This is a genomic window from Pseudomonas sp. yb_9, from assembly GCF_043103635.1.
Lineage (GTDB): Bacteria > Pseudomonadota > Gammaproteobacteria > Pseudomonadales > Pseudomonadaceae > Aquipseudomonas > Aquipseudomonas monteilii.
Window position 1 is genome coordinate 89409 of the sequence record NZ_JBICKA010000016.1, and the last position, 25389, is coordinate 114797.

General features: G+C 63.5%; 22 protein-coding genes. 15 read left to right on the forward strand and 7 right to left on the reverse strand.

All coding sequences use genetic code 11. From position 1 onward, the window contains the following. Positions 1 to 18: 18 nt before the first annotated feature. Together ACF8MI_RS04405 and ACF8MI_RS04410 are read right to left on the reverse strand one after the other, a co-directional pair. Positions 19 to 894: a TIGR02285 family protein gene (locus ACF8MI_RS04405; protein WP_200928763.1), complete on the reverse strand. Its 876-nt coding sequence runs from the start codon at positions 892 to 894 to the stop codon at positions 19 to 21. Positions 895 to 915: 21 nt separating this feature from the next. Further along, a complete protein-coding gene (locus ACF8MI_RS04410) occupies positions 916 to 2115 on the reverse strand; it encodes a CaiB/BaiF CoA-transferase family protein (RefSeq protein WP_104834077.1) in 1200 nt (399 codons plus the stop codon). Positions 2116 to 2246: 131 nt separating this feature from the next. Here ACF8MI_RS04410 and ACF8MI_RS04415 point away from each other — a divergent pair, with 131 nt between their 5' ends. The 3 genes from ACF8MI_RS04415 (at position 2247) to ACF8MI_RS04425 (ending at position 5859) form a co-directional block, all read left to right on the forward strand. Beyond that, positions 2247 to 2789 carry a YaeQ family protein gene (locus ACF8MI_RS04415; protein ID WP_003252169.1) on the forward strand — a complete coding sequence of 181 codons (543 nt, stop codon included), beginning with the start codon at positions 2247 to 2249 and terminating at the stop codon, positions 2787 to 2789. 8 nt (positions 2790 to 2797) lie between these two features. Next, a complete protein-coding gene (gene recJ / locus ACF8MI_RS04420; RefSeq protein ID WP_200928762.1) occupies positions 2798 to 4507 on the forward strand; it encodes a single-stranded-DNA-specific exonuclease RecJ in 1710 nt (569 codons plus the stop codon). Between the two features lie 245 nt (positions 4508 to 4752). After that, positions 4753 to 5859: an NADH:flavin oxidoreductase/NADH oxidase gene (locus tag ACF8MI_RS04425; RefSeq protein ID WP_060497383.1), complete on the forward strand. Its 1107-nt coding sequence runs from the start codon at positions 4753 to 4755 to the stop codon at positions 5857 to 5859. Positions 5860 to 6170: 311 nt separating this feature from the next. Here ACF8MI_RS04425 and ACF8MI_RS04430 read toward each other — a convergent pair whose 3' ends face one another. The 5 genes from ACF8MI_RS04430 to ydcS form a co-directional block, all read right to left on the reverse strand. After that, positions 6171 to 7595: a gamma-aminobutyraldehyde dehydrogenase gene (locus tag ACF8MI_RS04430; protein ID WP_060497382.1), complete on the reverse strand. Its 1425-nt coding sequence runs from the start codon at positions 7593 to 7595 to the stop codon at positions 6171 to 6173. An 18-nt stretch (positions 7596 to 7613) separates the two neighbouring features. After that, positions 7614 to 8420, reverse strand: a complete 807-nt coding sequence (locus tag ACF8MI_RS04435) for an ABC transporter permease (protein WP_060497381.1) — start codon at positions 8418 to 8420, stop codon at positions 7614 to 7616. Then, the gene (locus ACF8MI_RS04440) at positions 8410 to 9321 is read right to left on the reverse strand and encodes an ABC transporter permease (protein ID WP_060497380.1); all 912 of its coding nucleotides are present in this window, start codon (positions 9319 to 9321) and stop codon (positions 8410 to 8412) included. The genes ACF8MI_RS04435 and ACF8MI_RS04440 overlap by 11 nt, the downstream gene beginning before the upstream one ends. Before the next feature lies 1 nt (position 9322). Then, the gene (locus ACF8MI_RS04445) at positions 9323 to 10354 is read right to left on the reverse strand and encodes an ABC transporter ATP-binding protein (RefSeq protein ID WP_186723132.1); all 1032 of its coding nucleotides are present in this window, start codon (positions 10352 to 10354) and stop codon (positions 9323 to 9325) included. Positions 10355 to 10440: 86 nt separating this feature from the next. Then, complete coding sequence (gene ydcS / locus ACF8MI_RS04450) at positions 10441 to 11592, reverse strand: putative ABC transporter substrate-binding protein YdcS (protein ID WP_104834081.1); 1152 nt, start codon at positions 11590 to 11592, stop codon at positions 10441 to 10443. Positions 11593 to 11808: 216 nt separating this feature from the next. On the opposite strand from ydcS, the gene ACF8MI_RS04455 reads away from it, so the two are divergent. From ACF8MI_RS04455 to ACF8MI_RS04510, 12 genes are all read left to right on the forward strand, one after another. Beyond that, on the forward strand, positions 11809 to 12492 hold the full coding sequence (locus tag ACF8MI_RS04455; RefSeq protein ID WP_060497377.1) for a tellurite resistance TerB family protein: 684 nt from the start codon (positions 11809 to 11811) through the stop codon (positions 12490 to 12492). A 165-nt stretch (positions 12493 to 12657) separates the two neighbouring features. Further along, positions 12658 to 14280: a methyl-accepting chemotaxis protein gene (locus ACF8MI_RS04460; RefSeq protein ID WP_104834082.1), complete on the forward strand. Its 1623-nt coding sequence runs from the start codon at positions 12658 to 12660 to the stop codon at positions 14278 to 14280. A 5-nt stretch (positions 14281 to 14285) separates the two neighbouring features. Continuing rightward, the gene (locus ACF8MI_RS04465) at positions 14286 to 14792 is read left to right on the forward strand and encodes a chemotaxis protein CheW (RefSeq protein ID WP_104834083.1); all 507 of its coding nucleotides are present in this window, start codon (positions 14286 to 14288) and stop codon (positions 14790 to 14792) included. Next, positions 14789 to 16060 (forward strand): CheR family methyltransferase, encoded by a 1272-nt coding sequence (locus ACF8MI_RS04470; RefSeq protein ID WP_392517377.1) that lies wholly within the window; start codon positions 14789 to 14791, stop codon positions 16058 to 16060. Before ACF8MI_RS04465 ends, ACF8MI_RS04470 begins: the two co-directional genes overlap by 4 nt. Further along, positions 16057 to 16722 carry a chemotaxis protein CheW gene (locus ACF8MI_RS04475; RefSeq protein ID WP_200928760.1) on the forward strand — a complete coding sequence of 222 codons (666 nt, stop codon included), beginning with the start codon at positions 16057 to 16059 and terminating at the stop codon, positions 16720 to 16722. Before ACF8MI_RS04470 ends, ACF8MI_RS04475 begins: the two co-directional genes overlap by 4 nt. Next, entirely contained in the window at positions 16719 to 19022 is a 2304-nt protein-coding gene (locus tag ACF8MI_RS04480) for a hybrid sensor histidine kinase/response regulator (RefSeq protein WP_200928759.1), read from the forward strand. Before ACF8MI_RS04475 ends, ACF8MI_RS04480 begins: the two co-directional genes overlap by 4 nt. Further along, complete coding sequence (wspF, locus tag ACF8MI_RS04485) at positions 19019 to 20032, forward strand: Wsp signal transduction system protein-glutamate methylesterase WspF (protein ID WP_200928758.1); 1014 nt, start codon at positions 19019 to 19021, stop codon at positions 20030 to 20032. The genes ACF8MI_RS04480 and wspF overlap by 4 nt, the downstream gene beginning before the upstream one ends. A gap of 51 nt (positions 20033 to 20083) precedes the next feature. After that, on the forward strand, positions 20084 to 21088 hold the full coding sequence (wspR, locus tag ACF8MI_RS04490; protein ID WP_060497371.1) for a Wsp signal transduction system regulator diguanylate cyclase WspR: 1005 nt from the start codon (positions 20084 to 20086) through the stop codon (positions 21086 to 21088). A 116-nt stretch (positions 21089 to 21204) separates the two neighbouring features. Beyond that, positions 21205 to 22300, forward strand: a protein-coding gene (gene prfB, locus ACF8MI_RS04495) for a peptide chain release factor 2 (protein WP_097083287.1) whose coding sequence is annotated in 2 segments (ribosomal slippage) — positions 21205 to 21276 and positions 21278 to 22300 — 1095 coding nt in all. Because the reading frame shifts where the segments join, the coding sequence is not laid out codon by codon here. A gap of 93 nt (positions 22301 to 22393) precedes the next feature. Continuing rightward, positions 22394 to 23896, forward strand: coding sequence for a lysine--tRNA ligase (gene lysS / locus ACF8MI_RS04500; protein ID WP_019097638.1), 1503 nt, complete (start codon positions 22394 to 22396; stop codon positions 23894 to 23896). Positions 23897 to 24101: 205 nt separating this feature from the next. After that, on the forward strand, positions 24102 to 24806 hold the full coding sequence (locus tag ACF8MI_RS04505; RefSeq protein WP_156867980.1) for a TetR/AcrR family transcriptional regulator: 705 nt from the start codon (positions 24102 to 24104) through the stop codon (positions 24804 to 24806). Positions 24807 to 24835: 29 nt separating this feature from the next. After that, on the forward strand, positions 24836 to 25384 hold the full coding sequence (locus ACF8MI_RS04510; protein WP_060497369.1) for a hypothetical protein: 549 nt from the start codon (positions 24836 to 24838) through the stop codon (positions 25382 to 25384). The last annotated feature ends 5 nt before the right edge of the window (positions 25385 to 25389 follow it).

Sequence of the window (25389 nt, forward strand, 5' to 3'; positions counted from 1 at the left end):
GTTTCTTTTTTCAGGTGATCAAGGGGCTTCGAAGAAGCGTTTGCTGTCTTCCAGGTAGTCTTCCTGCAACGACGGGTCCAGCCAGTGCGCATACAAGCCAGGCAGCACGTCCCGGCGCAAAGCAGGCAATAGCCGGTTGATATGCGCTACCGCTTTGCGGCCCGACGGATTGTCAGAACAGGCGACATGGAGAAACTGATAGCGCTCCCCCCCCTGGACAGGATGAAACTGATAGTCGGCCAGGGAGCCGCCTTGCTGCTGAAGCAAGTAACGAACTTCGTGCCAGTAGCCGAGCACCAAGCGTAGGCGCCCCAGTTTTTGCATTTGCAGCAAGTTAGCTGTGGCGTCGTTGCCATAGTGCCGGCTAAGCGCAGTATCAGGTAGCTGCTGCAGAATGGCGTCGATCTGCGTGCCATAGCTACGTTCGGCAACAATGCCCAGTTTCACCGGCGCCTTGCTCAGCAGGCCATGCAGGTCCACTTCCTGGCTTTCGAGGTAGGGCGCTACCAGTGCCTGGTTTTCTTTGCGCAGCACCAGGCCACCGCTGAGCACACCCAGCGTTGGCATGGAAAAAAGCGCGTATCTGGCTCGTTCCGGGGTCCATAGCAGGGTCGGGTCGCAGGTGAATGTGTTGCGGTCTTGCAGCATCTGGATGCCGCGTGCACGGTTCACCCGCACGATGGTGTGGTCGTACTCGGCCATCTGCCTGGTCAGCAGCGGCAATAGCTGGTCGATCACCCCTTGGCCTTTTTGCGGGCCTTCGAAAATGGTGAAGGGTGGCAGGTCGCGCACCAGCCAGAAGATGCGCTCCTTGGCGCCGGCAGATTGCATGAGCAATGCGGGCAGTAGCCCGCACAGCAGGATCAGGTGGCGTAGCCAGCAGGCAGCGCGCATCGGCAAGGGCAGCGGCAGGCTTCAGACCGCGCCGGCCTGGCGCAGGCCGGCAATGGCCGCTGCGTCATAGCCCAGGCGGGTGAGCAGTGCCTCGGTGTGTTCGCCCAGCGCCGGGCCGACCCACTCGGTGGAGCCAGGTGTATCCGACAGCTTGGGCACGATGCCCGGCGTGCGGAACGGCTTGCCATCCGGCAACTTGGCCTGCAGGAACATCTCTCGTGCCAGGTATTGCGGGTCATTGAACATGTCCTCGGCCGAGTAGATGCGGCTGGCAGGCACCTCTGCCGTGGTCAGCACCTGCATCAGTTGGTCCAGCGGCAGGCTGTTGGCCCAGCGGTCAATCACTCCGTAGAGTTCGTCACGGCGCAGGTCGCGGCCATCATTGGTGGCCAGGGTAGGGTCATCCGCCAGGTCGGTGCGGCCAATCGCCAGCATGAAACGTTTGAAGATGGCATCGCCGTTGGCGCCAATTTGCACATGCTTGCCGTCGGCGCTGGTGTGGATGGAGGAGGGTGTGATGCCCGGCATGATGTTGCCGGTGCGCTCGCGGATAAACCCGAACACATCGAATTCCGGCACCATGCTTTCCATCATGGCGAAGATCGCCTCATACAGCGCCACGTCCACAACCTGGCCCTGGCCGCCATTGACCTCACGGTGGCGCAGCGCCATTAACGCGCCAATCACCCCCCACAGGGCAGCAATTGAGTCACCGATGGAAATGCCCGTGCGCACCGGCGGGCGGTCGTCGAAGCCGGTAATGTAGCGCAGACCACCCATCGACTCGCCCACCGCGCCGAAGCCGGGCTGGTCTTTCATCGGCCCGGTCTGGCCAAAGCCCGACAGGCGTACCATGACCAGACGCGGGTTAAGGGCATGCAGCACATCCCAGCCCAGGCCGAGCTTTTCGAGCACGCCCGGGCGGAAGTTTTCGATCAGAATGTCGGCTTGGGCCAGCAGTTTTTTCAGCACCTCGCGGCCTTCGGGGTGCTTGAGGTTAAGCGTGAGCGACTGCTTGTTGCGCGCCTGCACGAACCACCACAGCGAAGTGCCCTCATACAGCTTGCGCCACTTGCGCAGCGGGTCGCCGCCATCCGGAGACTCGACCTTGATCACTTCTGCACCGAATTCGGCACAGATGCGTGAGGCGAACGGCCCGGCAATCAGCGTGCCGAGTTCCACAACTTTAAGGCCGGCGAGGGGTTTGCTGGGCGTCGACATGGGGCATCCGTGGCAGCTGGGCAGAGCCGTGGTTTTATCACACGTCGGTTTCGCCGGGTACTGCTGCGGCGCATGGACGGTGCGGATGGGTTAGACTGTGCCACTTTTCTTTTGCACGAAGCCCCTCGACCATGGCCCAGCCGTCCACCACCTACAAGTTCGAATTGAATCTCACCGACCTCGATCGCAACGTCTACGAAAGCGTCAAGCAAACCATCGCTCGTCACCCGTCGGAAACCGAAGAGCGTATGGCAGTTCGTTTGTTGGCGTACGCGCTTTGGTACAACGAGAACTTGTCGTTTGGCCGTGGCCTGTCGGATGTCGATGAGCCGGCGCTGTGGGAAAAGAGCCTGGACGACCGCGTGCTGCACTGGATCGAAGTCGGCCAACCCGATGCCGACCGCCTGACCTGGTGCTCGCGCCGTACCGAGCGCACCAGCCTGCTGGCCTACGGCAGCCTGCGCGTGTGGGAAGGCAAAGTGGTGAGCGCGGTCAAGAACCTGAAGAACCTGAGCATTGCTGCCGTGCCACAGGAAGTGCTGGAAACCCTGGCCACCGACATGCCGCGCAGCATCAAGTGGGACGTGATGATCAGCGAAGGCACGGTGTTCGTGACTGACGACCGTGGCCAGCATGAAGTGCAACTGCAGTGGCTGCTCGGTGAGCGTGGCTGAAGCAACCCATGCGTATCGAACCTCGCCCCCTGCCGCCGACCCTGCCATTCCTGGGTAACCTGCCTCCCTTGCTGACCCGCCTGTACGCCGCGCGTGGCGTGCAAAGCGAGGCCGAGCTGGACAAAAGCCTGGCGCGTCTGCTGCCGTATCAGCAGCTCAAGGGCATCGAGGCCGGTGTTGACCTGCTGGTCGAGGCCCTCGACCAGCGCCAGCGTATCCTGATTGTGGGTGACTTCGATGCCGATGGTGCCACCGCCAGCACTGTCGGGGTGCTGGGCCTGCGCCTGCTGGGCGCGGCCCATGTTGATTACCTGGTGCCCAACCGGTTCGAGTACGGCTACGGCCTGACCCCGGAAATCGTCGAGGTGGCGCTGCAGCGTCAGCCGCAATTGCTGATTACTGTGGACAACGGCATTTCCAGTGTTGAGGGTGTGGCCGCTGCCAAGGCTGCCGGGCTCAAGGTACTGGTCACCGACCATCATCTGCCGGGTCAGCAACTGCCTGACGCCGACGCCATCATCAACCCCAACCAGCCGGGCTGTACGTTCCCGAGCAAGGCGCTGGCCGGGGTCGGGGTGATCTTCTATGTGCTGATGGCCCTGCGCGCGCGCTTGCGCAGCTTGGGACGCTACGAGACGCAACCGCAGCCGAACATCGGCGAACTGCTCGACCTGGTCGCGCTGGGCAGCGTCGCCGATGTGGTACCGCTGGATGCCAACAACCGCATTCTGGTGCACCAGGGCCTCGAGCGTATTCGCGCCGGCCGTGCCCGGCCAGGGCTGAAAGCCATTCTGGAAGTGGCCCGCCGTGACCACCGGCGCATCACCTCGACCGACCTGGGTTTCATCCTTGGCCCTCGGTTGAACGCTGCCGGGCGCCTGGACGACATGAGCCTGGGCATCGAGTGCCTGCTGTGCGAAGACGCGGCCCTGGCCCAGGACATGGCTCAGCAGCTGGACGACCTGAACCAGGACCGCAAGTCCATCGAGCAGGGCATGCAGCGCGAAGCCCTGGCCCAGCTCAAGGACCTGCCGGTCGAGTCCATGCCTTATGGCCTGTGCCTGTTCGATGCAGATTGGCACCAAGGCGTGATCGGTATTCTGGCTTCGCGCCTGAAAGAACGTTATCACCGGCCGACTATCGCTTTTGCCGATGCCGGCGAGGGCATGCTCAAAGGTTCGGCGCGTTCGGTGCCGGGGTTCCACATCCGTGACGCGCTGGATGCCGTAGCGGCCCGCCACCCCGAGCTGATCAGCAAGTTCGGCGGCCACGCCATGGCAGCGGGGCTGTCGTTGCCCGAGGGCAATTTCCCCGCATTTGCCGAAGCATTCGACGAAGAAGTGCGGCGCCAGTTGCGTGAAGAAGACCTCACCGGCCGGTTGCTGTCCGATGGCAGCCTGGCCTTGGAAGAGTTCCACCTCGACCTGGCCAAAGCCTTGCGCCACGCCGGCCCTTGGGGCCAGCACTTCCCGGAGCCGCTGTTCCATGGCGTGTTCCAGCTGGTGGAGCAGCGTGTGGTGGGCGAACGGCATCTGAAGGTGGTGCTCAAGAGCGAGTGCGGTTCGGTGCGGCTGGACGGTATTGCCTTCGGCATCGACCGCGAAGTGTGGCCGAACCCGACCGTGCGCTGGGTCGAGCTGGCCTACAAGCTGGATGTGAACGAGTTTCGTGGGAATGAAAGTGTGCAGTTGATGATTGCCCACATGGAGCCACGCTGAGGGTCTCGCGGGGTTCGCCTTGATTTTTGTGGTGTGACGGAGATAGAGCGCCGCCCGCGCGGCGCTCGATCTCACAGGCGACATCACTTTCGAGCCAACCACCATCCAGCACCCCACCCAAAATCCCATGGAACCTACCCCCCACCCATTCTGGTCTAGTCTGAAGTTATGACCGGACCTGGGCCAGGGACGTGCAATTGAGTGTCCGGGCCGGATCACCATTGGAGTCCTTGGGAGGTGCCCTCATGAGCCTGCTGCTCGAGCCTTACACCCTGCGTCAGCTGACCCTGCCCAACCGCATCGCTGTGTCACCGATGTGCCAGTATTCCGCCGTCGATGGCCTGGCCAACGATTGGCACCTTGTTCATTTGGGCAGCCGCGCCGTGGGTGGTGCAGGCCTGGTTATCACTGAAGCCGTGGCGGTCACCGCGGATGGCCGCATCACCGCCGAAGACCTTGGCCTGTGGGACGACGCTCAGATCGCCCCGCTGCAACGTATTACCCGCTTCATCACCGCACAAGGTGCCGTGCCTGGTATCCAGCTGGCCCACGCCGGGCGCAAGGCCAGTACCTATCGCCCATGGCTGGGCAAGCAGGGCAGTGTGAAGCTCGAAGACGGTGGCTGGCAGCCAGTAGGGCCATCAAAGATTGCGTTCGACCCACAACACACGCCGCCACGTGAATTGAACCACGACGAGATCCAGGGTGTGATCGCTGCCTTCGTCGCCTCGACCGAGCGCGCCTTGAAGGCCGGTTTCAAGGTGGTCGAAATCCATGCGGCCCATGGCTACCTGTTGCATCAGTTCCTGTCCCCGTTGAGTAACCAGCGCCGCGACGAGTACGGCAGCTGCTTCGAGAACCGCATCCGCCTGACCCTGCAAGTGGTCGAGGCCGTGCGCAAGATCTGGCCGGCCGAATTGCCGCTGTTGGTGCGGGTATCGGCAACCGATTGGGTCGAAGACGGCTGGAACCCCGATGAAACCGTCGAACTGGCCCGCCGACTGCGCGGTTTGGGTGTCGACCTGATCGACGTATCTTCCGGCGGCACTTCGGTAAACGCCGAGATCCCTACCGGCCCCGGCTATCAGACCCGCTTCGCCGAACGCGTGCGCAAGGAATCGGAAATCGCCACCGGCACCGTGGGCATGATCACCGAACCGGCTCAGGCCGAGCACATTTTGCGGACCGGCCAGGCCGACATCATCTTCCTCGCCCGCGAACTGCTGCGCGACCCATACTGGCCGCTGCATGCCGATGATGACCTGGGCGGTAACAAAGCTACCTGGCCCGCGCAGTACCAACGTGCGACCAGCCGGGCCAACCCGATTCACGAGTCGGATCTGCGCGACTAGCATTGTCGGCTTGCGGGTGGTTGGCAAAAATTTTGTGTAGGGCTGAAATCGAGCGCCGCCCGCGCGGCGCATCGCGAGCTGCGCTCGCTCCTACGTTAGTTTCAGGCCAATTACTCCTGTGAAGTTTGTGCGCGAACGCTTTGGCGCATGGCTCTATATCGCGTCATACAAACAAGGTGGTCGCGCGCGTCTGTCACAGGCATAACAGGCCCGAAACAAACGTAGGAGCGAGCGCAGCTCGCGATGCGCCGCGCGGGCGGCGCTCGATTTCTCAGGCCATACAAATCTAACGCCCTACTCCAGAGCCTTCCTCAATGCTTGATCATCACATGCCGCACACAGGTGTAGTCCTCCAGCCCATACATCGACATGTCCTTCCCGTACCCCGAATGCTTCTGCCCGCCATGGGGCATTTCGCTCACCAGCATGAAGTGGGTGTTCACCCAGGTGCAGCCATACTGCAAGCGCGCTGCCAGGCGGTGGGCGCGGCCGGTGTCGCGGGTCCATACCGATGAGGCCAGGCCGTAGTTGGAGTCGTTGGCCCACTCCAGTGCCTGCGCTTCGTCGGTGAAGCGGGTGACCGACACCACCGGGCCGAACACTTCATTGCGCACGATCTCGTCATCCTGCTGGGCATCGGCCAGCACCGTCGGCTCGAAGAAGAAGCCCTCGCCATCGATCACCTTGCCCCCCGTCACCAGGCGAATGTGCGGCTGGGCGATGGCGCGCTGTACCAGGCCGGCTACCTTGTCGCGGTGCTGGGCACTGATCAGTGGCCCCAGCTCGGTGTCCTCGGCATCTTGCAGGCCGGGTTTGAGGCTTGCGACGGCTTCACCTAGGCGCTCGACAAAGCGCTCGTAGATCCCGTCCTGCACATACAGGCGGCAGGCGGCGGTGCAGTCCTGGCCGGCGTTGTAGAAGCCGAAGGTGCGGATGCCATCAACGGCAGCGTCGATGTCGGCATCGTCGAACACCAGCACCGGGGCCTTGCCACCCAGTTCCATGTGCATGCGTTTCACGCTGTCGGCGGTGGCGCTGATGATGTGCGCGCCGGTAGGGATCGAACCGGTCAGCGACACCATGCGCACCTTGGGGTGATTGACCAGCGGGTTGCCCACCGTCTGGCCGCGGCCGAACAGGATGTTCAGTACGCCCGGTGGCAGCAGGTCCTGAGACAGCTCACCCAGGCGCAGGGCGGTCAGTGGCGTCAATTCGGAAGGCTTGATCACCACGGTGTTGCCAGCGGCCAGAGCGGGGGCGATCTTCCAGGCCAGCATCATCAACGGGTAGTTCCACGGGGCGATCGAAGCCACCACGCCCAGCGGGTCGCGGCGGATCATCGAGGTGTGGCCCGGCAGGTACTCGCCGGCCGCCGAACCGCCCAGGCAGCGCGCGGCACCGGCAAAATAGCGGAACACGTCGGCAATGGCCGGGATTTCGTCATTCAACGCGGCACTCAGCGGCTTGCCGCAGTTCTGCGATTCAAGCCGGGCCAGTTCATCGCCATGGGCTTCGATGGCATCCGCCAGCGCCAGCAAGGCTTGCGAGCGGTCCTTGGGGCTGGTTTGCGACCAGCTGTCGAAGGCCTGGTCGGCGGCGCGCACGGCGCTGTCCACCTGGGCTTCGGTGGCTTCATTGATCTGCGCCAGGGCAGTGCCCAGCGCCGGGTTGAGCACGGTCCAGGCCGGGCCTTGGCCAGCGACCAGTTGGCCATTGATCAGCATCTGCGTTTGCATCGGGGGACTCCTCCAGGGTCATTTGCCACTGCCCGCGACGCTTTCACCGCCGCGGGTCAGGTAATAGGCGCCAAGGATCGGCAGCATGGTCACCAGCATCACCAGCATGGCGACCACGTTGGTCACCGGCACGTCGCGTGGGCGGCTGAGCTGGTTGAGCAGCCAGATCGGCAGGGTGCGTTCGTGGCCGGAAGTGAAGGTGGTGACGATGATTTCATCGAACGACAGGGCAAAGGCCAGCATGCCGCCGGCCAGCAGCGCCGAGCCGAGGTTGGGCAGGATGATGTAGCGGAAGGTTTGCCAGCCATCGGCGCCCAGGTCCATCGAGGCTTCGATCAGGCTTTGCGAGGTGCGCCGCAGGCGGGCGATCACGTTGTTGTAGACGATGACCACGCAGAACGTGGCGTGGCCGACCACGATGGTGAACACGCCGGGTTCGATACCCAAGGTCTTGAACGCTGAAAGCAGGGCTATACCGGTGATGATGCCGGGCAGGGCGATGGGCAGGATCAGCATCAGCGAAATGCTCTCCTTGCCAAAGAAATTGCGCCGATACAGCGCCGCCGAGGCCAGCGTGCCGAGGACCAGGGCGATTAGCGTGGCCAGGCAGGCCACCTGTAGCGACAGCTTGATTGCCTCCAGTACATCGGGCCGGGCGAAGGCTACGGCGAACCATTTCAAGGTAAAACCCTTGGGTGGGAAACTGAACGCCGCGTCTTCGGTGTTGAAGGCGTACAGGAAGATGATCAGGATCGGAAAATGCAAAAACAGCAACCCGCCCCAGGCCGCCAGGCGCAGCCCCGTTGATGCTTTTTCAGAGTGCATCGAAGGCCCCCAGGCGCTTGACGATGGACAGGTACACCGCAATCAGCACGATCGGCACCAAAGTGAACGCGGCAGCCATCGGTATGTTGCCGATCGCCCCTTGCTGGGCATAGACCATGCTGCCGATGAAATAGCCGGGCGGGCCGACCAGTTGCGGCACGATGAAGTCGCCCAGGGTGAGCGAGAACGTGAAGATCGAGCCGGCCGCAATGCCCGGAATCGAAAGCGGCAAGATCACCTGGACGAAGGTTTGCCCAGGCCGTGCGCCGAGGTCTGCCGAGGCCTGCAGCAGTGAAGGCGGCAGGCGCTCCAGCGAGGCCTGGATCGGCAGGATCATGAACGGCAGCCAGATGTACACGAACACCATGAAGCGCCCCAGGTGGGAGGTCGACAGCGTGCTGCCGCCCACGCCCGGCACGGCCAGCACCGCTTGCAGCAGCCCGTCCAGGTGCAGCTGCTGGACAAACCACTGCGCCACGCCGCCCTTGGCCAGCAGCAGGGTCCAGGCATAGGTCTTGACGATGTAGCTGGCCCACATCGGCATCATCACCGCGATGTAGAAAAACGCCTTGGTCTTGCCGCTGGTGTAGCGCGCCATGTAATAGGCGATGGGGAAGGCCAGCACCGCGCTGGCCAACGACACGGCCACGGCCATGCCCAGGGTGCGCAGGATGATGTCGAAGTTCGACGGGTTGAACAGCGCGGCGAAGTTGCCCAGGGTGAGGTCCGGGGCCACCGCCATGGTGAAGTCGTCAAAGGTATAGAAGCCCTGCCACAGTAGGTTCAGCAACGAGCCCAGGTAGATCGCGCCAAACCAGGTCAGCGGCGGTACCAGCAGCAGTGCCAGGTACAGGTTGGGGCGCCGGTACAGCAGGTTGGACAGGCTACGCAGTGCACTCATGTCAGCTGGCCTCGGTTTCCTGCAGCACCGTCATGGCTTCGCGGGGCCAGTGTGCCAGCACCTGTTGACCAGGCTGCCAGGCCTGTGCTGGTGCTTGCCAGCGGTCGTTGGCCTGGCTTACCGCCAACAGTTGGCCGTTGTCCAGCTGCAGCTCATAGCGGGTGGCGCTGCCCTGGTACTGCACATCGCGTAGTACGCCGCTCACTTGCACCTCATGGCTGGTTACCACCGGGTCGCCCAGGCGGATGTGCTCGGGTCGGATGGAGAAGGGCGCCGAGCTGCCATTGAGTGCCACGGCCAATTCGCCACGCACCACGTTGGAGGTGCCAACGAACTCGGCGACGAAGGTGGTGGCAGGCTTCATGTACAGGTTGCGCGGTGTGTCGACCTGCTCGATGCGGCCGCGGTTGAACACCGCAACCCGGTCGGACATCGACAGTGCCTCGGTCTGGTCGTGGGTGACGAAGATGAAGGTGATACCCAACTGGCGTTGCAGTTTTTTCAGTTCGCCTTGCATCTGTTCGCGTAGCTTCAGGTCCAGTGCGCCCAGCGGCTCGTCTAGCAGCAGTACCCGGGGCCGGTTGACCAGCGCCCGGGCCAGAGCCACGCGCTGGCGCTGGCCACCGGACAGCTGCGCCGGCTTGCGCGCGCCGTAGCCGGCCAGAGCCACCATGGCCAGTGCTTCTTCGGCACGGCTGTGGCGCTCGGCCTTGGCCACGCCTTTTACTTTCAGGCCATAGGCGATGTTGTCCAGCACGTTCATGTGCGGGAACAGGGCGTAGTCCTGGAACACGGTGTTGACGTCACGCTGGTAGGGCGGCACACCAGCGGCCTCGACACCGTGGATACGGATCGAGCCGCTGGAGGGTTGTTCAAAGCCGGCGATCAGGCGCAGGCAGGTGGTCTTGCCCGAGCCGGAAGGGCCGAGCATGGAGAAGAACTCGCCATCGATGATGTCGATGCTGACCTGGTCGACAGCCTTGACCTCGCCGAAGGTGCGGGAAACCTGGGTGAACTGGACGGCTAGGGGCATGCGTGGGCTCCGGACATCAATGTTCTCCTGTGCGGCCCCTTCGCGGGCGTGCCCGCGAAGGGGCCGTTACAGGCATTCAGGCAACCTCAGCGACCACCCATGATCGCAATGTAATCCTGCGTCCAGCGGCTATAAGGCACGAACTTGCCTCCCTGGGCCTGCGGGGTTTTCCAGAAGGCGATCTTGTCGAAGTTGTCGAACCCGTTGGTCTTGCACCCCTCGGCGCCCAGCAGCTCGCTACCGGTACATGCTGCCGGCACCGCCGGCAACGAGCCGAACCAGGCCGCCACGTCACCCTGCACCTTCGGCTGCAGCGACCAGTCCATCCATTTGTAGGCGCAGTTGGGGTGCTTGGCCTCGCTGTGCAGCATGGTGGTGTCGGCCCAGCCGGTCGCACCTTCCTTGGGAATGGTCGAGGCCACTGGCTGGTTCTCGGCCTTCAGGCCATTGACCATGTAGCCCCAGGAACTGGAGGCGACCACGCCTTCGTTCTTCACATCGCTCATCTGTACCGTGGCGTCATGCCAGTAACGGTGGATCAGCGGTTGCTGCTGGCGCAGCAGCTCCAGCACGGCCTTGTACTGTGCCTCGTTCAGCTCGTACGGGTCCTTGATGCCCAGCTCCGGCTTGGCCGATTTCAGGTACAGCGCTGCGTCGGCGATGTAGATCGGCCCGTCGTAGGCCTGCACGCGGCCTTTGTTCGGCTTGCCGTCGGGCAGGTTCTGCGGCTCGAACACCACGCCCCAGCTGGTGGGGGGCTGCTTGAAGGTATTGGTGTTGTACAGCAGCACGTTCGGCCCCCACTGGTACGGGGTGCCATAAATCTGCTTGTCGACCACGTACCAGCCACCGTTCTGCAAGCGCGGGTCGAGGTTTTTCCAGTTGGGGATCAGTGCGGTATTGATCGGTTGCACGCGCTTGCCCACGATCAGCCGCAGCGAAGCATCGCCCGAGGCAGTGACCAGGTCGTAACCGCCCTTGGTCATCAGGCTGACCATTTCATCCGAGGTGGCGGCCGTTTTCACGCTGACCTTGCAGCCGGTTTCCTTCTCGAAACCGGTCACCCAGTCGTAGGCTTTGTCGCTTTCACCGCGCTCGATGTAGCCCGGCCAGGCGACGATATCCAGGCGCCCCTCGCCAGGCCCCAGGGCCTTGGGCGGTTCGGCAGCCTGCAGGCTGGCGCTGGCCAGCACGGCGCCCGTCATGGCGCTGAGCAATGCGGTCTTGTGCACTGACATGGTGTTCCCTCTTCTTGGAGATCTTGGTCGGGGCAGTCATCAAGCAAGCCGTGAAGCAATTGTTATAAGCGTAGTGCGGTTGCGCGAGGTATTGGCGATATCGAGTCTAGTTGGCTTTTTGCCAGCCAATGCAACATCCCGAAGCAAATCCACGATGGCGTGTACTGCGCCAAGCCTTACTCTGGCGATTGAATTTTCTTACGTGGAGACACGCGAATGAACACCCGGGGCTTGCTTGATCAACTCCTCAAATCCGGCCAGCAACTGCTCGAAAAGCAAGGGGGCGCCAGCAAGGCTGGGGGCGCTGCCGGTGGGCTTGGCGGGCTGTTGTCCGGAGCCGGTGGCGGCCTGTTGGGTGGCGGGGCACTGGGCCTGTTGCTGGGTAGCAAGAAGGCCCGCAAGTACGGCGGCAAGGCCCTGACCTACGGTGGCCTGGCCGCGCTGGGGGTGCTGGCCTATAAAGCCTACGGCAACTGGCAGGCCAACCAGCGGGTGGCCGTAGCCGAACCGCAAACCGTCGACCGCCTGCCGCCCGCCCAGGCCGAGCAGCACAGCCAGGCCGTGCTGCGGGCGCTGGTGGCGGCGGCCAAGTCCGATGGCCACATCGATGAGCGCGAGCGGGCGCTGATCGAAGGTGAGTTCACCCGCCTGGACAGCGACCGCGAACTGCAGCACTGGCTGCATGCCGAACTGAACAAGCCGCTGGACCCGGCCGAAGTCGCCCGCGCTGCGCAAACACCAGAGATGGCGGCCGAGATGTACCTGGCCAGCGTGTTGATGGTCGACCAGGAAAACTTCATGGAGCGTGCCTACCTGGATGAACTCGCCCGCCAACTGCGGCTGGACCCGGCGCTGCGCCAGGAGCTGGAGAGCCAGGCCCGTCTCGCCGCCGGCCAATAGTCGGCGCAGAACGTGTGTAGGAGCGGCCTTGTGTCGGGATCGTGCCGCTCCTACAAAAACTTCGACTGCTGTGCGTTTGGCCTCACTTAACCCGCAAATCTGTAAGGCCTCTGGGCTATACTTCGGCGATTTTTCCCGCTCGTTGTGAATTCCTGAGGGCTGAATGTGAAGAACTGGACCTTGCGCCAACGGATCCTGGCAAGTTTCGCCGTGATCATCGCCATCATGTTGTTGATGATCGTGGCCGCCTACTCGCGGTTGGTTGCCATCGAAACCGCCGAAGAGGCGGTGGGGACCGACAGCATTCCCGGGGTCTACTACAGCTCGATGATCCGCAGTGCCTGGGTCGACAGCTATGTCACCAGCCAGCAACTAGTGGGCCTGTCCAACCACCGCGAAATCACTTCGGCTGACATGGAGCTGTTCAAGAGCTTTGAAGACAGGCTCAAGCAACACATGGCCAGCTACCAGGCCACCATTCAGGAGAAAGACGACCAGACCCGCTTCGACGCCTTCGTTCAGCTCGAAGAAAACTACATGAAGCTGATAGGCCAGGTACTGGATGCTTATCGCCAGCACAACTACGACGAAGCCCAGCGGCTGATTACCGATGTACTCACCCCTGCCTGGGTAGACGGGCGCAAGCACCTGAATGAAGTGATCGAGAACAACCGGGCTTCTGCCGACGCGGCCACCAGCGAAATCGTCAGTGCCGTGAGCACGGCCAAAGGCAGCATGGTGGTTTCGCTGTTGCTGGCGATCGTCGCCGCTGGCATTTGCGGCCTGTTGCTGATGCGTGCCATCACCGCCCCGATGCAGCGCATTGTTCACGCCCTCGACAAGCTGCGCTCCGGCGACCTGAGCATGCGCCTGAGCCTGGACCGCAAAGACGAGTTTGGCGCCATCGAAAGCGGTTTCAACGAAATGGCCGAGGCACTGGCCAACCTGGTGGCCCAGGCCCAGCGCTCGTCGGTGCAGGTAACCACTTCGGTCACTGAAATCGCCGCTACATCCAAACAACAGCAAGCCACCGCTACCGAGACGGCCGCCACCACCACGGAAATTGGCGCTACCTCGCGGGAGATTGCCGCCACCTCACGTGACCTGGTGCGCACCATGACCGAAGTCACCTCGGCCGCCGACCAGGCCTCCAGCCTTGCAGGCTCCGGCCAGCAGGGCCTGGCGCGCATGGAGGAGACCATGCACCAAGTGATGGGCGCTGCCGACCTGGTCAATGCCAAACTCGGCATCCTCAATGAAAAGGCCAGCAACATCACCCAGATGGTGGTGACCATCGTCAAGGTCGCCGACCAGACCAACCTGCTGTCGCTCAACGCTGCCATCGAGGCGGAAAAAGCCGGCGAGTATGGCCGTGGTTTTGCCGTGGTGGCCACTGAAGTGCGCCGCCTGGCCGACCAGACCGCCGTGGCCACCTACGACATCGAGCAGATGGTGCGCGAGATCCAGTCGGCGGTATCGGCCGGGGTCATGGGCATGGACAAGTTCTCCGAAGAGGTGCGCCGCGGCATGTTCGAGGTGCAACAGGTGGGCGAGCAGCTCAGCCAGATCATTCACCAGGTGCAGGCTTTGGCGCCGCGTGTGCTGATGGTCAACGAAGGCATGCAGGCCCAGGCCACCGGTGCCGAGCAGATCAACCAGGCGCTGGCCCAGCTCAGCGATGCCAGCACCCAGACTGTTGAGTCGCTGCGCCAGGCCAGTTTTGCCATCGATGAGCTGAGCCAGGTGGCCGCTGGCCTGCGTGGCGGCGTGTCGCGCTTCAAAGTCTGACCGCGATGAACGACTTGCACCCGCACGCCGCACGGGCGGACAACGCCAAAGGGGCGCTGTACCTGCAGTTTTGTATCGGGGAACAGCGTTTTGCCCTGAGCGTGCACGAGGTCATCGAGGTGTTGCCGCGCCAGCCGCTCAAACCGATAGCCCAGGCACCGGGCTGGGTCGCGGGGATCCTTTCCCATCGTGGGCAACTGGTACCGGTGATCGACCTTGCTGCGCTGAGTTTTGGCCAGCCTGCGGCACACCGTACCAGTACCCGTCTGGTGTTGGTGCATTATCGGGGTGGCCTGCAACTGGGACTGATCCTGGAGCAGGCCACCGAGACGTTGCGCTGCCGCCCCGACGAGTTCCAGCCCTATGGTGTGGACAGCGGCGAAGCCCCGTACCTGGGGCCGGTACGCCAGGATGACCAAGGCCTGCTGCAACGCATCGAAGTCAACGATCTGTTGCCTGATGCCGTGCACCAACTGCTGTACACGGTCGAGCCGACAGGGATGCCGACATGAACGAACGTTTCTTCCGCTTCTTGCGCGAGCGCATTGGCCTGGACGTCGAATCGGTGGGTGCGCCCATGGTCGAGCGCGCGCTGCGCCAGCGTTGCGTGGCCATGAACGCCATCGACCTGGATGATTACTGGCTGCGCCTGCAGCAGTCGGCCGATGAGCAACAGGCGTTGATCGAAGCGGTGATCGTCCCGGAAACCTGGTTCTTCCGCTACCCGGAATCCTTCACAGCCCTGGCCAGCCTGGCACACAAACGCCTGGCCGAATTGGCCGGAGCACGGCCACTGCGCCTGCTCAGCCTGCCATGCTCGACAGGCGAGGAGCCCTATTCGCTGGCCATGGCCCTGCTCGACGCCGGCATCGCGCCGGGGGCGTTCCTGATCGACGGCATGGACATCAGCCCCAATTCGGTGGCCAAGGCCGGGAAGGCCGTATACGGGCGCAACGCCTTCCGGGGCAGCGACCTAGGCTTTCGCGAGCGCTACTTCGATGCCCTCGACGAAGGCCATCGCCTGCATGAGCGGGTGCAGCGGCAAGTGAGCCTGCAAGTGGGCAATGTGCTTGACCCGGCGTTGGCCACCCGCGATGGCCTGTACGACTTCGTGTTCTGCCGCAACCTGTTGATCTACTTTGACGTGGCGACCCAGCAGCGTGTGTTCGAAGTGCTCAAGCGTCTGCTGCATCCGCAGGGTGTATTGTTCATCGGCCCGGCCGAAGGCAGCTTGCTGGCGCGGATGGGAATGCGCCCGCTGGGCATTGCCCAATCGTTCGCCTACGTGCGCCAAGAAGGCAGTAGCGCCCCACAGGCCTTGGCCCCGGCACAACCTGCACGGCGTACCGTGCTACCGCACGCCCCGGTGGGTTATCCACCCCCCGCCGCGCCATTGCCGCGTCCGTTACGGGCAGTACCGGTAGTCGCTAGACCCGCGCCGACCCGCGAACCCAAACGCGAGGACGCAAACGACCTGCTGGCCAGTATCGCCCGGCTTGCCAATGCTGGCGCCAGCGAACAGGCGCGTGCCGAATGCCAGCGCTACCTGGGCCAGTACGCGCCGTCGGCACAGGTTTACTACTGGCTGGGGTTGCTCAGTGATACCGACGGCGATGCGCAACAGGCACTGACCCACTACCGCAAGGCGCTGTACCTTGAGCCGCAACACCCTGAGGCGCTGGTGCACCTGGCGGCCTTGCTGGCGGCCCAGGGCGACCAGGCCGGTGCCCGACGCCTGCAGGAGCGTGCAGCGCGGGTTGGCCGGGAGCCTGAACGATGAAGGGTGACACTGCGATGCAGCTACTCGCCGAAGACGACGCGCACATCGACGATTGCTGGAACCGTATTGGTGTGCACGGCGACAAGCAATGCCCGCTGTTGGCGCGTCATGTGCACTGCCGCAATTGCGACGTGTATGCGGCTGCGGCAACACGCCTGCTTGACCGCTACGCGCTGATGCAGGACCACCAGGCCGCGGCGGCGCAGCCGGTTGAAGAAAACACCGGCCGTTCCATGCTGTTGTTCCGCCTGGGCGAAGAGTGGTTGGCACTGGCCACCGCCAGCCTGGCCGAAATCGCCCCGTTGCAGGCTGTGCATGCGCTGCCGCACCAGCGCTCGCGGGTGTTGCAGGGGGTTGCCAATGTTCGCGGTGCCCTGGTGCCGTGTCTGTCACTGGCCGATTTGCTGGGCGTACAAGCCGGCACCGACGAACAACGTAGCGGCAGGGCGATGCCACGCATGCTGATTCTGGCTGCCGAAGGTGGCCCTGTGGTAATGGCCGTAGAGGAAATCGACGGTATTCACCGGCTCGACCCGCTGCTGCTGGGCAGTGGCCAGGACGCCACGCGCTTCACTGCCGCAGTGCTGCAGTGGCGTGGGCGCAGCGTGCGAGTGCTGGACGATCAACATTTACTGTCTGCCGTGCAGCGGAGCCTGTCATGACCCCAGAGCAAATGCGCGATGCATCGTTGCTCGAACTGTTCAGCCTGGAGGCCGAGGCGCAAACCCAGGTGCTCAGCGCCGGCCTGATGGCGTTGGAGCGCAACCCCACCCAGGCCGACCAGCTTGAGGCCTGCATGCGCGCCGCCCATTCGTTGAAGGGGGCCGCGCGTATCGTCGGGGTGGATGCCGGCGTGAGTGTCGCCCACGTTATGGAAGATTGCCTGGTAGCCGCCCAGGAGGGCCGCTTGCGGTTGAGCGCCGAGCATATCGACGCGCTGTTGCAGGGGACCGACTTGCTAATGCGCATCGCCACACCAGGCGATGCCGTGGCGCAGGCGACCTTGCCGGTATTTCTTGCACAAATGGCCAGCTTGCTCGACCCAGGCGCTGCGACCGTGCCTGCGGTGCCGCTGGCCGCCCCGCTGCAAGCGGAACCGCAGGTGGCGACCTTGCCGTCTGAACCGCTGGTAGTGCCAGTCGACCCGGCTGAACCCGAGCCGGAGCCCGAGCCTGTCCTGCGGCGCAAGCCCGGCAAGCGCGTTGGCGAAGGGGCCGAGCGGGTACTGCGTGTCACCGCCGACCGTCTTAACAGCCTGCTCGACTTGTCCAGCAAGTCGCTCGTGGAAACCCAGCGGCTCAAGCCATACCTGGCCACCTTGCAGCGCCTCAAACGCATGCACGGTCAGGGCATGCAGGCGCTCGACGGCCTGCGCATGCAACTGGAGGACAGTGGCCAAAGCAGCGAGGTGCTCGAAGCCCTGGCGCAAACCCAGCGGCTGCTGGCGAAAACCCAGCAGATCCTGCAGCAGCAGGCGGCCGACCTGGACGAGTTCGGCTGGCAGGCCAGCCAGCGTGCGCAGTTGCTCTACGACACCGCCCTGGCCTGCCGGATGCGCCCGTTCGCCGACGTGTTGACCGGGCAAAGCCGTATGGTGCGTGACCTTGGGCGCTCGCTGGGAAAACCGGTGCGACTGGTGGTGGACGGCGAGAAGACCCAGGTCGACCGCGATGTGCTGGAAAAGCTCGAAGCGCCCCTGACCCACCTGTTACGCAATGCCGTCGACCACGGTATCGAACTGCCAGAAAGGCGGCTGCTGGCGGGCAAGCCAGACGAGGGCGTGATCCGCCTGCGCGCTTCGCACCAGGCAGGCATGCTCAGCCTGGAGTTGATCGACGATGGTGCCGGCATCGACCTGGAGCGCCTGCGCAGCAGCATCGTCGAGCGCGCCCTGTCACCTGCCGACACGGTGGCGCGGATGAGCGATGCGGAGCTGCTGACGTTCCTGTTCCTGCCCGGTTTCAGCTTGCGTGACAAGGTCACCGAAGTGTCCGGGCGCGGTGTGGGGCTGGATGCGGTGCAGCACATGGTTCGCGAACTGCGCGGCTCGATCGAGCTGACGCAGGTGGCGGGGCAGGGCTGTCGCTTCCACTTGCAGGTGCCGCTGACCCTGTCGGTGGTGCGTAGCCTGGTGGTCGAGGTGGGCGGTGAAGCCTACGCCTTCCCGCTGGCCTATATCGAACGCACGCTGGAAGTGACCGCTGAACAGATCGTTCAGATCGAAGGCCGTCAGCACTTCTGGCACGAAGGCCGGCACATTGGCCTGGTGGCGGCCAGCCAGTTGCTCAACCGCCCAGCCGGGCAAAGTGACGAAGCCAGCCTGCGGGTGGTGGTAATCCGTGAGCGCGAGCAACTGTACGGCGTGGCCGTGGAGCGTCTGGTGGGCGAGCGTGTGTTGGTGGTAATGCCTCTCGACCCACGGTTGGGCAAGGTGCAGGACATTTCCTCCGGCGCCTTGCTGGATGATGGCTCGGTGGTACTGATCGTCGATGTCGAAGACTTGCTGCGCTCGGTGGAAAAACTGCTCAGCACCGGCAGCCTGGAGCGCATCGAGCGCGGCAGCAGTGGCGTTCGCGGGGTGACCCGCAAGCGGGTGCTGGTAGTCGATGACTCGCTGACCGTGCGCGAACTGCAGCGCAAGCTGCTGGGCAACCGTGGCTACGACGTGGCGGTGGCAGTAGATGGCATGGACGGCTGGAACGCCCTGCGCGGCGAGGACTTCGACTTGCTGATCACCGACATCGACATGCCGCGCATGGACGGTATCGAACTGGTGACCCTGGTGCGCCGTGATCAGCGCCTGCAATCGCTACCCGTGATGGTGGTGTCCTACAAAGACCGTGAGGAGGACCGACGGCGTGGCCTGGATGCCGGCGCCGACTACTATTTGGCAAAGGCCAGTTTCCACGACGATGCGTTGCTGGATGCTGTGGTGGAGCTGATCGGAGGTGCTCAGGGATGAAGATCGCCATCGTCAATGACATGCCCATGGCCGTCGAGGCGCTGCGTCGTGCGGTCGCCTTCGAGCCCGCGCACCAGGTGGTGTGGGTAGCCAGCAATGGCGCCGAAGCGGTGCAACGCTGCGCCGAGCAACTGCCGGACCTGATCCTCATGGACCTGATCATGCCGGTGATGGACGGCGTGGAGGCCACTCGGCGGATCATGGCCGAAACCCCGTGCGCCATCGTCATCGTTACGGTCGACCGCAAGCAGAACGTGCATAGGGTGTTCGAGGCCATGGGCCATGGCGCCCTCGACGTGGTCGATACGCCGGCGCTGGGGGCGGGTGATGCCCGTGAAGCGGCCGCACCCCTGCTGCGCAAAATTCTCAATATCGGCTGGCTGGTCGGCCAGCAGCGCGCCCCGGCAGCAAGGCCGGTGGCTACACCGCTGCGCGAGGCTTCCCAACGTCGCGGGCTGGTGGCGATCGGCTCGTCGGCGGGCGGCCCAGCAGCGCTTGAAGTATTGCTCAAGGGCTTGCCGGCTGCGTTTCCGGCGGCCATCGTGCTGGTCCAGCATGTGGACCAGGTGTTTGCCGCCGGCATGGCCGAATGGCTCAGCAGCGCAGCAGGCCTGCCGGTGCGCCTGGTCCGTGAAGGCGAACCGCCGCAGCCCGGGCAGGTGTTGCTGGCCGGTACCAACCACCACATTCGGCTGCTACAGAACGGCCAACTGGCCTACACTGCCGAACCTGTCAATGAAATCTACCGGCCCTCGATCGATGTGTTCTTCGAGAGCGTGGCACGTTACTGGAATGGCGATGCGGTGGGTGTGCTGCTTACCGGCATGGGGCGTGACGGCGCCCAAGGCCTGAAACTGATGCGTCAGCAGGGTTTTCTGACCATTGCCCAGGACCAGGCCAGCAGTGCGGTGTACGGCATGCCCAAGGCCGCTGCGGCCATCGATGCCGCCGTGGAAATTCGCCCGCTGGAACGCATCGCCGGGCGCTTGATGGAATTTTTCGCAAAATGACGAAATGTATTGAATCACGCCGCCAAACCGGTCGTGATCGGGTGAACAGGTATGATTGATTTACCGATCGAAGGTTTCGCGACCCCCAACGAAAACTCGGCGATGGTGCTGCTGGTCGATGACCAGGCCATGATCGGCGAAGCGGTGCGGCGTGGCCTGGCCAATGAAGACAACATCGACTTCCACTTCTGCGCCGACCCGCACCAGGCGGTGGCCCAGGCCATGCGCATCAAGCCCACGGTTATCCTCCAGGACCTGATCATGCCTGGCCTGGACGGCTTGACCCTGGTGCGCGAGTACCGTAACAACCCGGCGACCCAGGACATCCCGATCATCGTTCTGTCGACCAAGGAAGACCCGCTGGTCAAGAGCGCGGCCTTTGCCGCCGGTGCCAACGATTACCTGGTCAAGCTGCCCGACACCATCGAGCTGGTGGCGCGTATCCGCTACCACTCGCGCTCGTACCTCACCCTGCTACAACGCGACGAGGCCTACCGTGCCCTGCGCGTCAGCCAGCAGCAGTTGCTCGATTCCAACCTGATGCTGCAGCGTCTGATGAACTCCGATGGCCTGACCGGGCTGTCCAACCGCCGCCACTTCGACGAGTACCTGGAGCTGGAATGGCGTCGGGCGATGCGTGAACAACAGCAGTTGTCGTTGCTGATGATCGACGTCGACTACTTCAAGGCCTATAACGACAGCTTTGGTCACCTGGCCGGCGACGAGGCGTTGCGCCAGGTCGCCGAAGCCATTCGGGCTTCGTGTTCGCGGCCCACCGACCTGCCGGCACGTTACGGCGGCGAGGAGTTTGCCCTGGTGCTGCCCAACACCTCGCCTGGTGGGGCACGCCTGGTGGCCGAGAAGCTGCGCCAGACCGTATTGGGGCTGGGCATCCCGCATACCGCGCCAGTGGCCGACTCGTACCTGACCGTGAGCATTGGCTTGGCCACCCAGACCCCGGCCGTCGGCAGCCATTGCCGGCAGTTGATCTCGGCGGCGGACAAAGGCCTGTACCTGGCCAAGAATGGCGGCCGTAACCAGGTCGGCATCGCCTGACAGGGGTTTTCTGTTGGTTTTTTCGCGGCTGTTGACTGCCCGGCGGGTCTGCCGCCGTGCGGCGGACTCGGTTATACTCGCGGGCTTTTCACCGTATTCGCACGAGTAGCCAGCCCATGGAAATCCAACCGATCCTGAACACCATCAAGGACCTCACCGAGCGTTCCCAGTCAATTCGGGGGTATCTTTGACTACGATCACAAGCATGACCGCCTGATCGAAGTCAACCGCGAGCTGGAAGACCCCAACGTCTGGAACAAGCCCGAGTACGCCCAGGCCCTGGGCCGTGAGCGTGCCATGCTGGCCCAGGTCGTCGAGACCCTGGACAAGCTGTCCAACGGCCTGGGCGACTGCCAGGACCTGCTCGACATGGCCGTCGAGGAAAATGACGAAGGCGCCGTCAGCGATGTCGTGACCGAGCTGGAAGGCCTGGAAGAAAACCTGGCCCAGCTTGAGTTCCGTCGCATGTTCAGCGGCGAGATGGACATGAACAACGCCTACCTGGACATCCAGGCCGGCTCCGGTGGTACCGAAGCGCAGGACTGGGCCAACATCCTGTTGCGCATGTACCTGCGCTGGGCCGACAAGCGTGGTTTCGATGCCACCATCATCGAGCTGTCCGAAGGCGAAGTCGCCGGTATCAAAGGCGCGACCGTACACATCAAGGGTGAATACGCCTTCGGCTGGCTGCGGACTGAAATCGGCGTGCACCGTCTGGTGCGCAAGAGCCCGTTCGACTCCGGTGCTCGTCGTCACACCTCTTTCTCGGCAGTGTTCGTGTCGCCCGAAATCGACGACAAGGTCGAAATCGAGATCAACCCGTCCGACCTGCGTATCGACACCTACCGCTCCTCCGGTGCCGGTGGTCAGCACGTGAACACCACCGACTCGGCCGTCCGTATCACCCACGTGCCGACCAACACCGTGGTGGCCTGCCAGAACGAACGTTCCCAGCACGCCAACAAGGACACCGCCATGAAAATGCTGCGGGCCAAGTTGTACGAGCTGGAAATGCAGAAGCGCAACGCCGCCTCGCAGGCGCTGGAAGACAGCAAGTCGGACATCGGCTGGGGCCACCAGATCCGCTCGTACGTGCTGGATGACTCGCGCATCAAGGACTTGCGTACCGGCGTCGAGCGCAGCGATTGCCAGAAGGTGCTGGACGGCGACCTCGACCAGTACCTGGAAGCGAGCCTCAAGCAAGGGCTGTAAGCCGCACACCACTGCCGCGATACCTGGCTACCCGCCGGTATCGCGTGCCCTGCCCGAAAAGGGCAACGAATACCTGATGGAAAGAATGACGACATGAGCGACCTCAAGACCGAATCGCAAGACCTGCAACAGGAAGAAAACGCCCTGATCGCCCTGCGCAAGGAAAAACTTGCCGCCGAGCGTGCCAAGGGCAACGCCTTCCCCAACGACTTCCGTCGCGACAGCTACTGCAACGACCTGCAGAAGCAGTACGCGGACAAGACCAAGGAAGAGCTGGAAGCAGCCGCGATCCCGGTCAAGGTAGCCGGCCGTATCATGCTCAACCGTGGCTCGTTCATGGTGATCCAGGACATGACCGGTCGTATCCAGGTCTACGTCAACCGCAAAACCCTGCCAGAAGAAACCCTGGCCGCCGTCAAAACCTGGGACCTGGGCGACATCATCAGCGCCGAAGGCACCCTGGCCCGCTCCGGCAAGGGCGACCTGTACGTCGAAATGACCAACGTGCGCCTGCTGACCAAGTCGCTGCGCCCACTGCCCGACAAGCACCACGGCCTCACCGACACCGAACAGCGCTACCGCCAGCGTTACGTCGACCTGATGGTCAACGAAGAAACCCGCCACACCTTCCGTGTGCGTTCGCAGGTGATCTCGCACATCCGCAAGTTCCTCATCGAGCGTGACTTCCTCGAAGTGGAAACCCCGATGCTGCAGACCATCCCGGGTGGTGCCGCGGCCAAGCCGTTCGAAACCCACCACAACGCCCTGGACATGGCCATGTTCCTGCGTATCGCGCCGGAGCTGTACCTCAAGCGCCTGGTCGTGGGTGGCTTCGAGAAGGTGTTCGAGATCAACCGCAACTTCCGTAACGAAGGCGTTTCGACCCGTCACAACCCAGAATTCACCATGCTTGAGTTCTACCAGGCCTACGCCGACTACCGCGACAACATGGACCTCACCGAGGAACTGTTCCGCGAACTGGCGCTGCTGGTACTAGGCAGCACCGACGTGCCGTACGGCGACAAGGTGTTCCACTTCGGCGAACCGTTCGCCCGCCTGTCGGTGTTCGACTCGATCCTCAAGTACAACCCGGAGCTGACCGCTGCCGACCTGCAGGACGTCGACCGCGCCCGCGACATCGCCAGGAAGGCCGGTGCCAAGGTGCTGGGCCACGAAGGCCTGGGCAAGCTGCAGGTGATGATTTTCGAAGAGCTGGTCGAGCACAAGCTGGAGCAGCCGCACTTCATTACCGAGTACCCGTTCGAAGTGTCGCCGCTGGCCCGCCGTAACGACGACAACCCGGCAGTTACCGACCGCTTCGAGCTGTTCATCGGTGGCCGCGAAATCGCCAACGCCTACTCCGAGCTCAACGATGCCGAAGACCAGGCCGAGCGCTTCCTGGCCCAGGTGGCCGAGAAGGACGCCGGTGACGACGAAGCCATGCACTACGACGCCGACTTCGTGCGCGCCCTGGAGTACGGCATGCCGCCGACCGCCGGTGAAGGCATCGGCATTGACCGTCTGGTGATGCTGCTGACCAACTCGCCGTCGATCCGCGACGTGATCCTGTTCCCGCACATGCGTCCGCAGGCCTGAGTGTTGTGAACGAGCCGCCTTTCGAGGCGGCTTTTTCTTGCCTGAAGCTTTATGTTGTCTGTACTGGCCTCTTCGCGGCTAAAGCCGCTCCTACAACGGTTGCGCAAGGCGTGAATGCTGTGCGGTCCTTGTAGGAGCGGCTTTAGCCGCGAAGAGGCCGGCACTGACGAAACACTGCCCATGAGGTATCCCCGTGACACCCGCCATGCCTGACCAGGGCGCCGCCGGCATCGCCACCGCCGTCGCCGAAAGCGTGCAATACCAAGGCCGCAAGACTGCCCGCCAAGGCAGCGAACAGCGCCGCCAGCTGATCCTTGACGCCGCCATGCGCATCGTCGTGCGCGATGGCGTGCGCGGGGTGCGCCACCGTGCCGTGGCCGCCGAGGCCGCTGTGCCGCTGTCGGCCACCACCTACTACTTCAAGGACATCGAGGACCTGCTCACCGACACCTTCGCCCAGTACGTCGAGCGCAGCGCGGCCTACATGGCCAAGCTGTGGGCCAATACCGAGGTCGTGTTGCGCCAGTTGCTGGCCCAGGGTGACGGCACCCCGCAGGCACGGGCGCGGCTGGCTGACGATGTAGCCCGCATGACGGCCGACTATGTACAGCGGCAACTGTTGACCCGGCGCGACTTCCTGATGGCCGAACAGGCCTTCCGTCAGGAGGCATTGCTGTGCCCACGGCTGGCCGAGCTGGTACGTGCCCATGAGCAGATCCTGTTGCACGGTACTCGGCAATTGCTGCAGGTGGTGGGTTCGCGGCAACCGGAACAGGACGCCCAAATGTTGACGGCGATTATCGAGCAGATGGAATATCAGGGCCTGCTCAAGGATGCGAATGCGCAAGCCGATGGGCAGATGCTCGCTATGCTTACCCGATACCTGCAGCTGGTGCTGGCGTCGGCCTGAGCCGAGACCGACTTTTCAAGGAGAACCTGATGAAAGCCTGGCGTGTGGTGCTGTTGACTTTGTCATTCCTGCTGCTGGGCGGTTGTCTGGTGACCTTCCATGAGCCGTTGCCGAGTAACCAGACGGCGCCCAAGGCCCTGTTGGGCAAGTGGAGCAGCAAGGACGCCTGGGGCGAGCCGCTGAAGCTGACCATCAGCCGCAGCGGTGCAGATGCCTACAAGGCCGTTGCCACGGCCAAGGGCAAGAAGCCCGAGGAATATGTATTCACCGTTTCCCGCCACGGCAACCGCTGGTACCTGTCGGCCGGCGTGCCCAAGCGCTTGGGTGGCAACTTCCTGATTGGCGGTTTCGATATCGTCGATGGCAAGGAACTGGTGGTGTACAACCTGGACGTCGAGCAGGTGCAGCAGGCGGTGGACAAGAAGGAACTGACCGGGCGTGGCACCGAGGTGCCGGAAGACAACGGCGACGGCGTGCTGATCGACAGCCCGGCTGCGCGGGTGCTGGCGTACCTGGACGACCCGGCCAACTCCGACCTGTTCGTTGAAGTGGCGCGGTTCCAGCGTACTGGCAAATGACCGCG

Bases quoted from the DNA above. Each gene is read 5' to 3' on its own strand.
- ACF8MI_RS04430 (WP_060497382.1), bottom strand. From the start codon at position 7,595: ATGCAAACGCAGATGCTGATCAATGGCCAACTGGTCGCTGGCCAAGGC.
- ACF8MI_RS04475 (WP_200928760.1), top strand. From the start codon at position 16,057: ATGAAGGGTGACACTGCGATGCAGCTACTCGCCGAAGACGACGCGCAC.
- ACF8MI_RS04480 (WP_200928759.1), top strand. From the start codon at position 16,719: ATGACCCCAGAGCAAATGCGCGATGCATCGTTGCTCGAACTGTTCAGC.
- recJ (WP_200928762.1), top strand. From the start codon at position 2,798: ATGCGTATCGAACCTCGCCCCCTGCCGCCGACCCTGCCATTCCTGGGT.
- ACF8MI_RS04435 (WP_060497381.1), bottom strand. From the start codon at position 8,420: ATGCACTCTGAAAAAGCATCAACGGGGCTGCGCCTGGCGGCCTGGGGC.
- ACF8MI_RS04510 (WP_060497369.1), top strand. From the start codon at position 24,836: ATGAAAGCCTGGCGTGTGGTGCTGTTGACTTTGTCATTCCTGCTGCTG.
- ACF8MI_RS04455 (WP_060497377.1), top strand. From the start codon at position 11,809: ATGAACACCCGGGGCTTGCTTGATCAACTCCTCAAATCCGGCCAGCAA.
- ACF8MI_RS04445 (WP_186723132.1), bottom strand. From the start codon at position 10,354: ATGCCCCTAGCCGTCCAGTTCACCCAGGTTTCCCGCACCTTCGGCGAG.
- ACF8MI_RS04470 (WP_392517377.1), top strand. From the start codon at position 14,789: ATGAACGAACGTTTCTTCCGCTTCTTGCGCGAGCGCATTGGCCTGGAC.
- lysS (WP_019097638.1), top strand. From the start codon at position 22,394: ATGAGCGACCTCAAGACCGAATCGCAAGACCTGCAACAGGAAGAAAAC.
- ACF8MI_RS04505 (WP_156867980.1), top strand. From the start codon at position 24,102: ATGCCTGACCAGGGCGCCGCCGGCATCGCCACCGCCGTCGCCGAAAGC.
- wspF (WP_200928758.1), top strand. From the start codon at position 19,019: ATGAAGATCGCCATCGTCAATGACATGCCCATGGCCGTCGAGGCGCTG.
- ACF8MI_RS04465 (WP_104834083.1), top strand. From the start codon at position 14,286: ATGAACGACTTGCACCCGCACGCCGCACGGGCGGACAACGCCAAAGGG.
- ACF8MI_RS04410 (WP_104834077.1), bottom strand. From the start codon at position 2,115: ATGTCGACGCCCAGCAAACCCCTCGCCGGCCTTAAAGTTGTGGAACTC.
- ydcS (WP_104834081.1), bottom strand. From the start codon at position 11,592: ATGTCAGTGCACAAGACCGCATTGCTCAGCGCCATGACGGGCGCCGTG.
- ACF8MI_RS04415 (WP_003252169.1), top strand. From the start codon at position 2,247: ATGGCCCAGCCGTCCACCACCTACAAGTTCGAATTGAATCTCACCGAC.
- wspR (WP_060497371.1), top strand. From the start codon at position 20,084: ATGATTGATTTACCGATCGAAGGTTTCGCGACCCCCAACGAAAACTCG.
- ACF8MI_RS04440 (WP_060497380.1), bottom strand. From the start codon at position 9,321: ATGAGTGCACTGCGTAGCCTGTCCAACCTGCTGTACCGGCGCCCCAAC.
- ACF8MI_RS04425 (WP_060497383.1), top strand. From the start codon at position 4,753: ATGAGCCTGCTGCTCGAGCCTTACACCCTGCGTCAGCTGACCCTGCCC.
- ACF8MI_RS04405 (WP_200928763.1), bottom strand. From the start codon at position 894: ATGCGCGCTGCCTGCTGGCTACGCCACCTGATCCTGCTGTGCGGGCTA.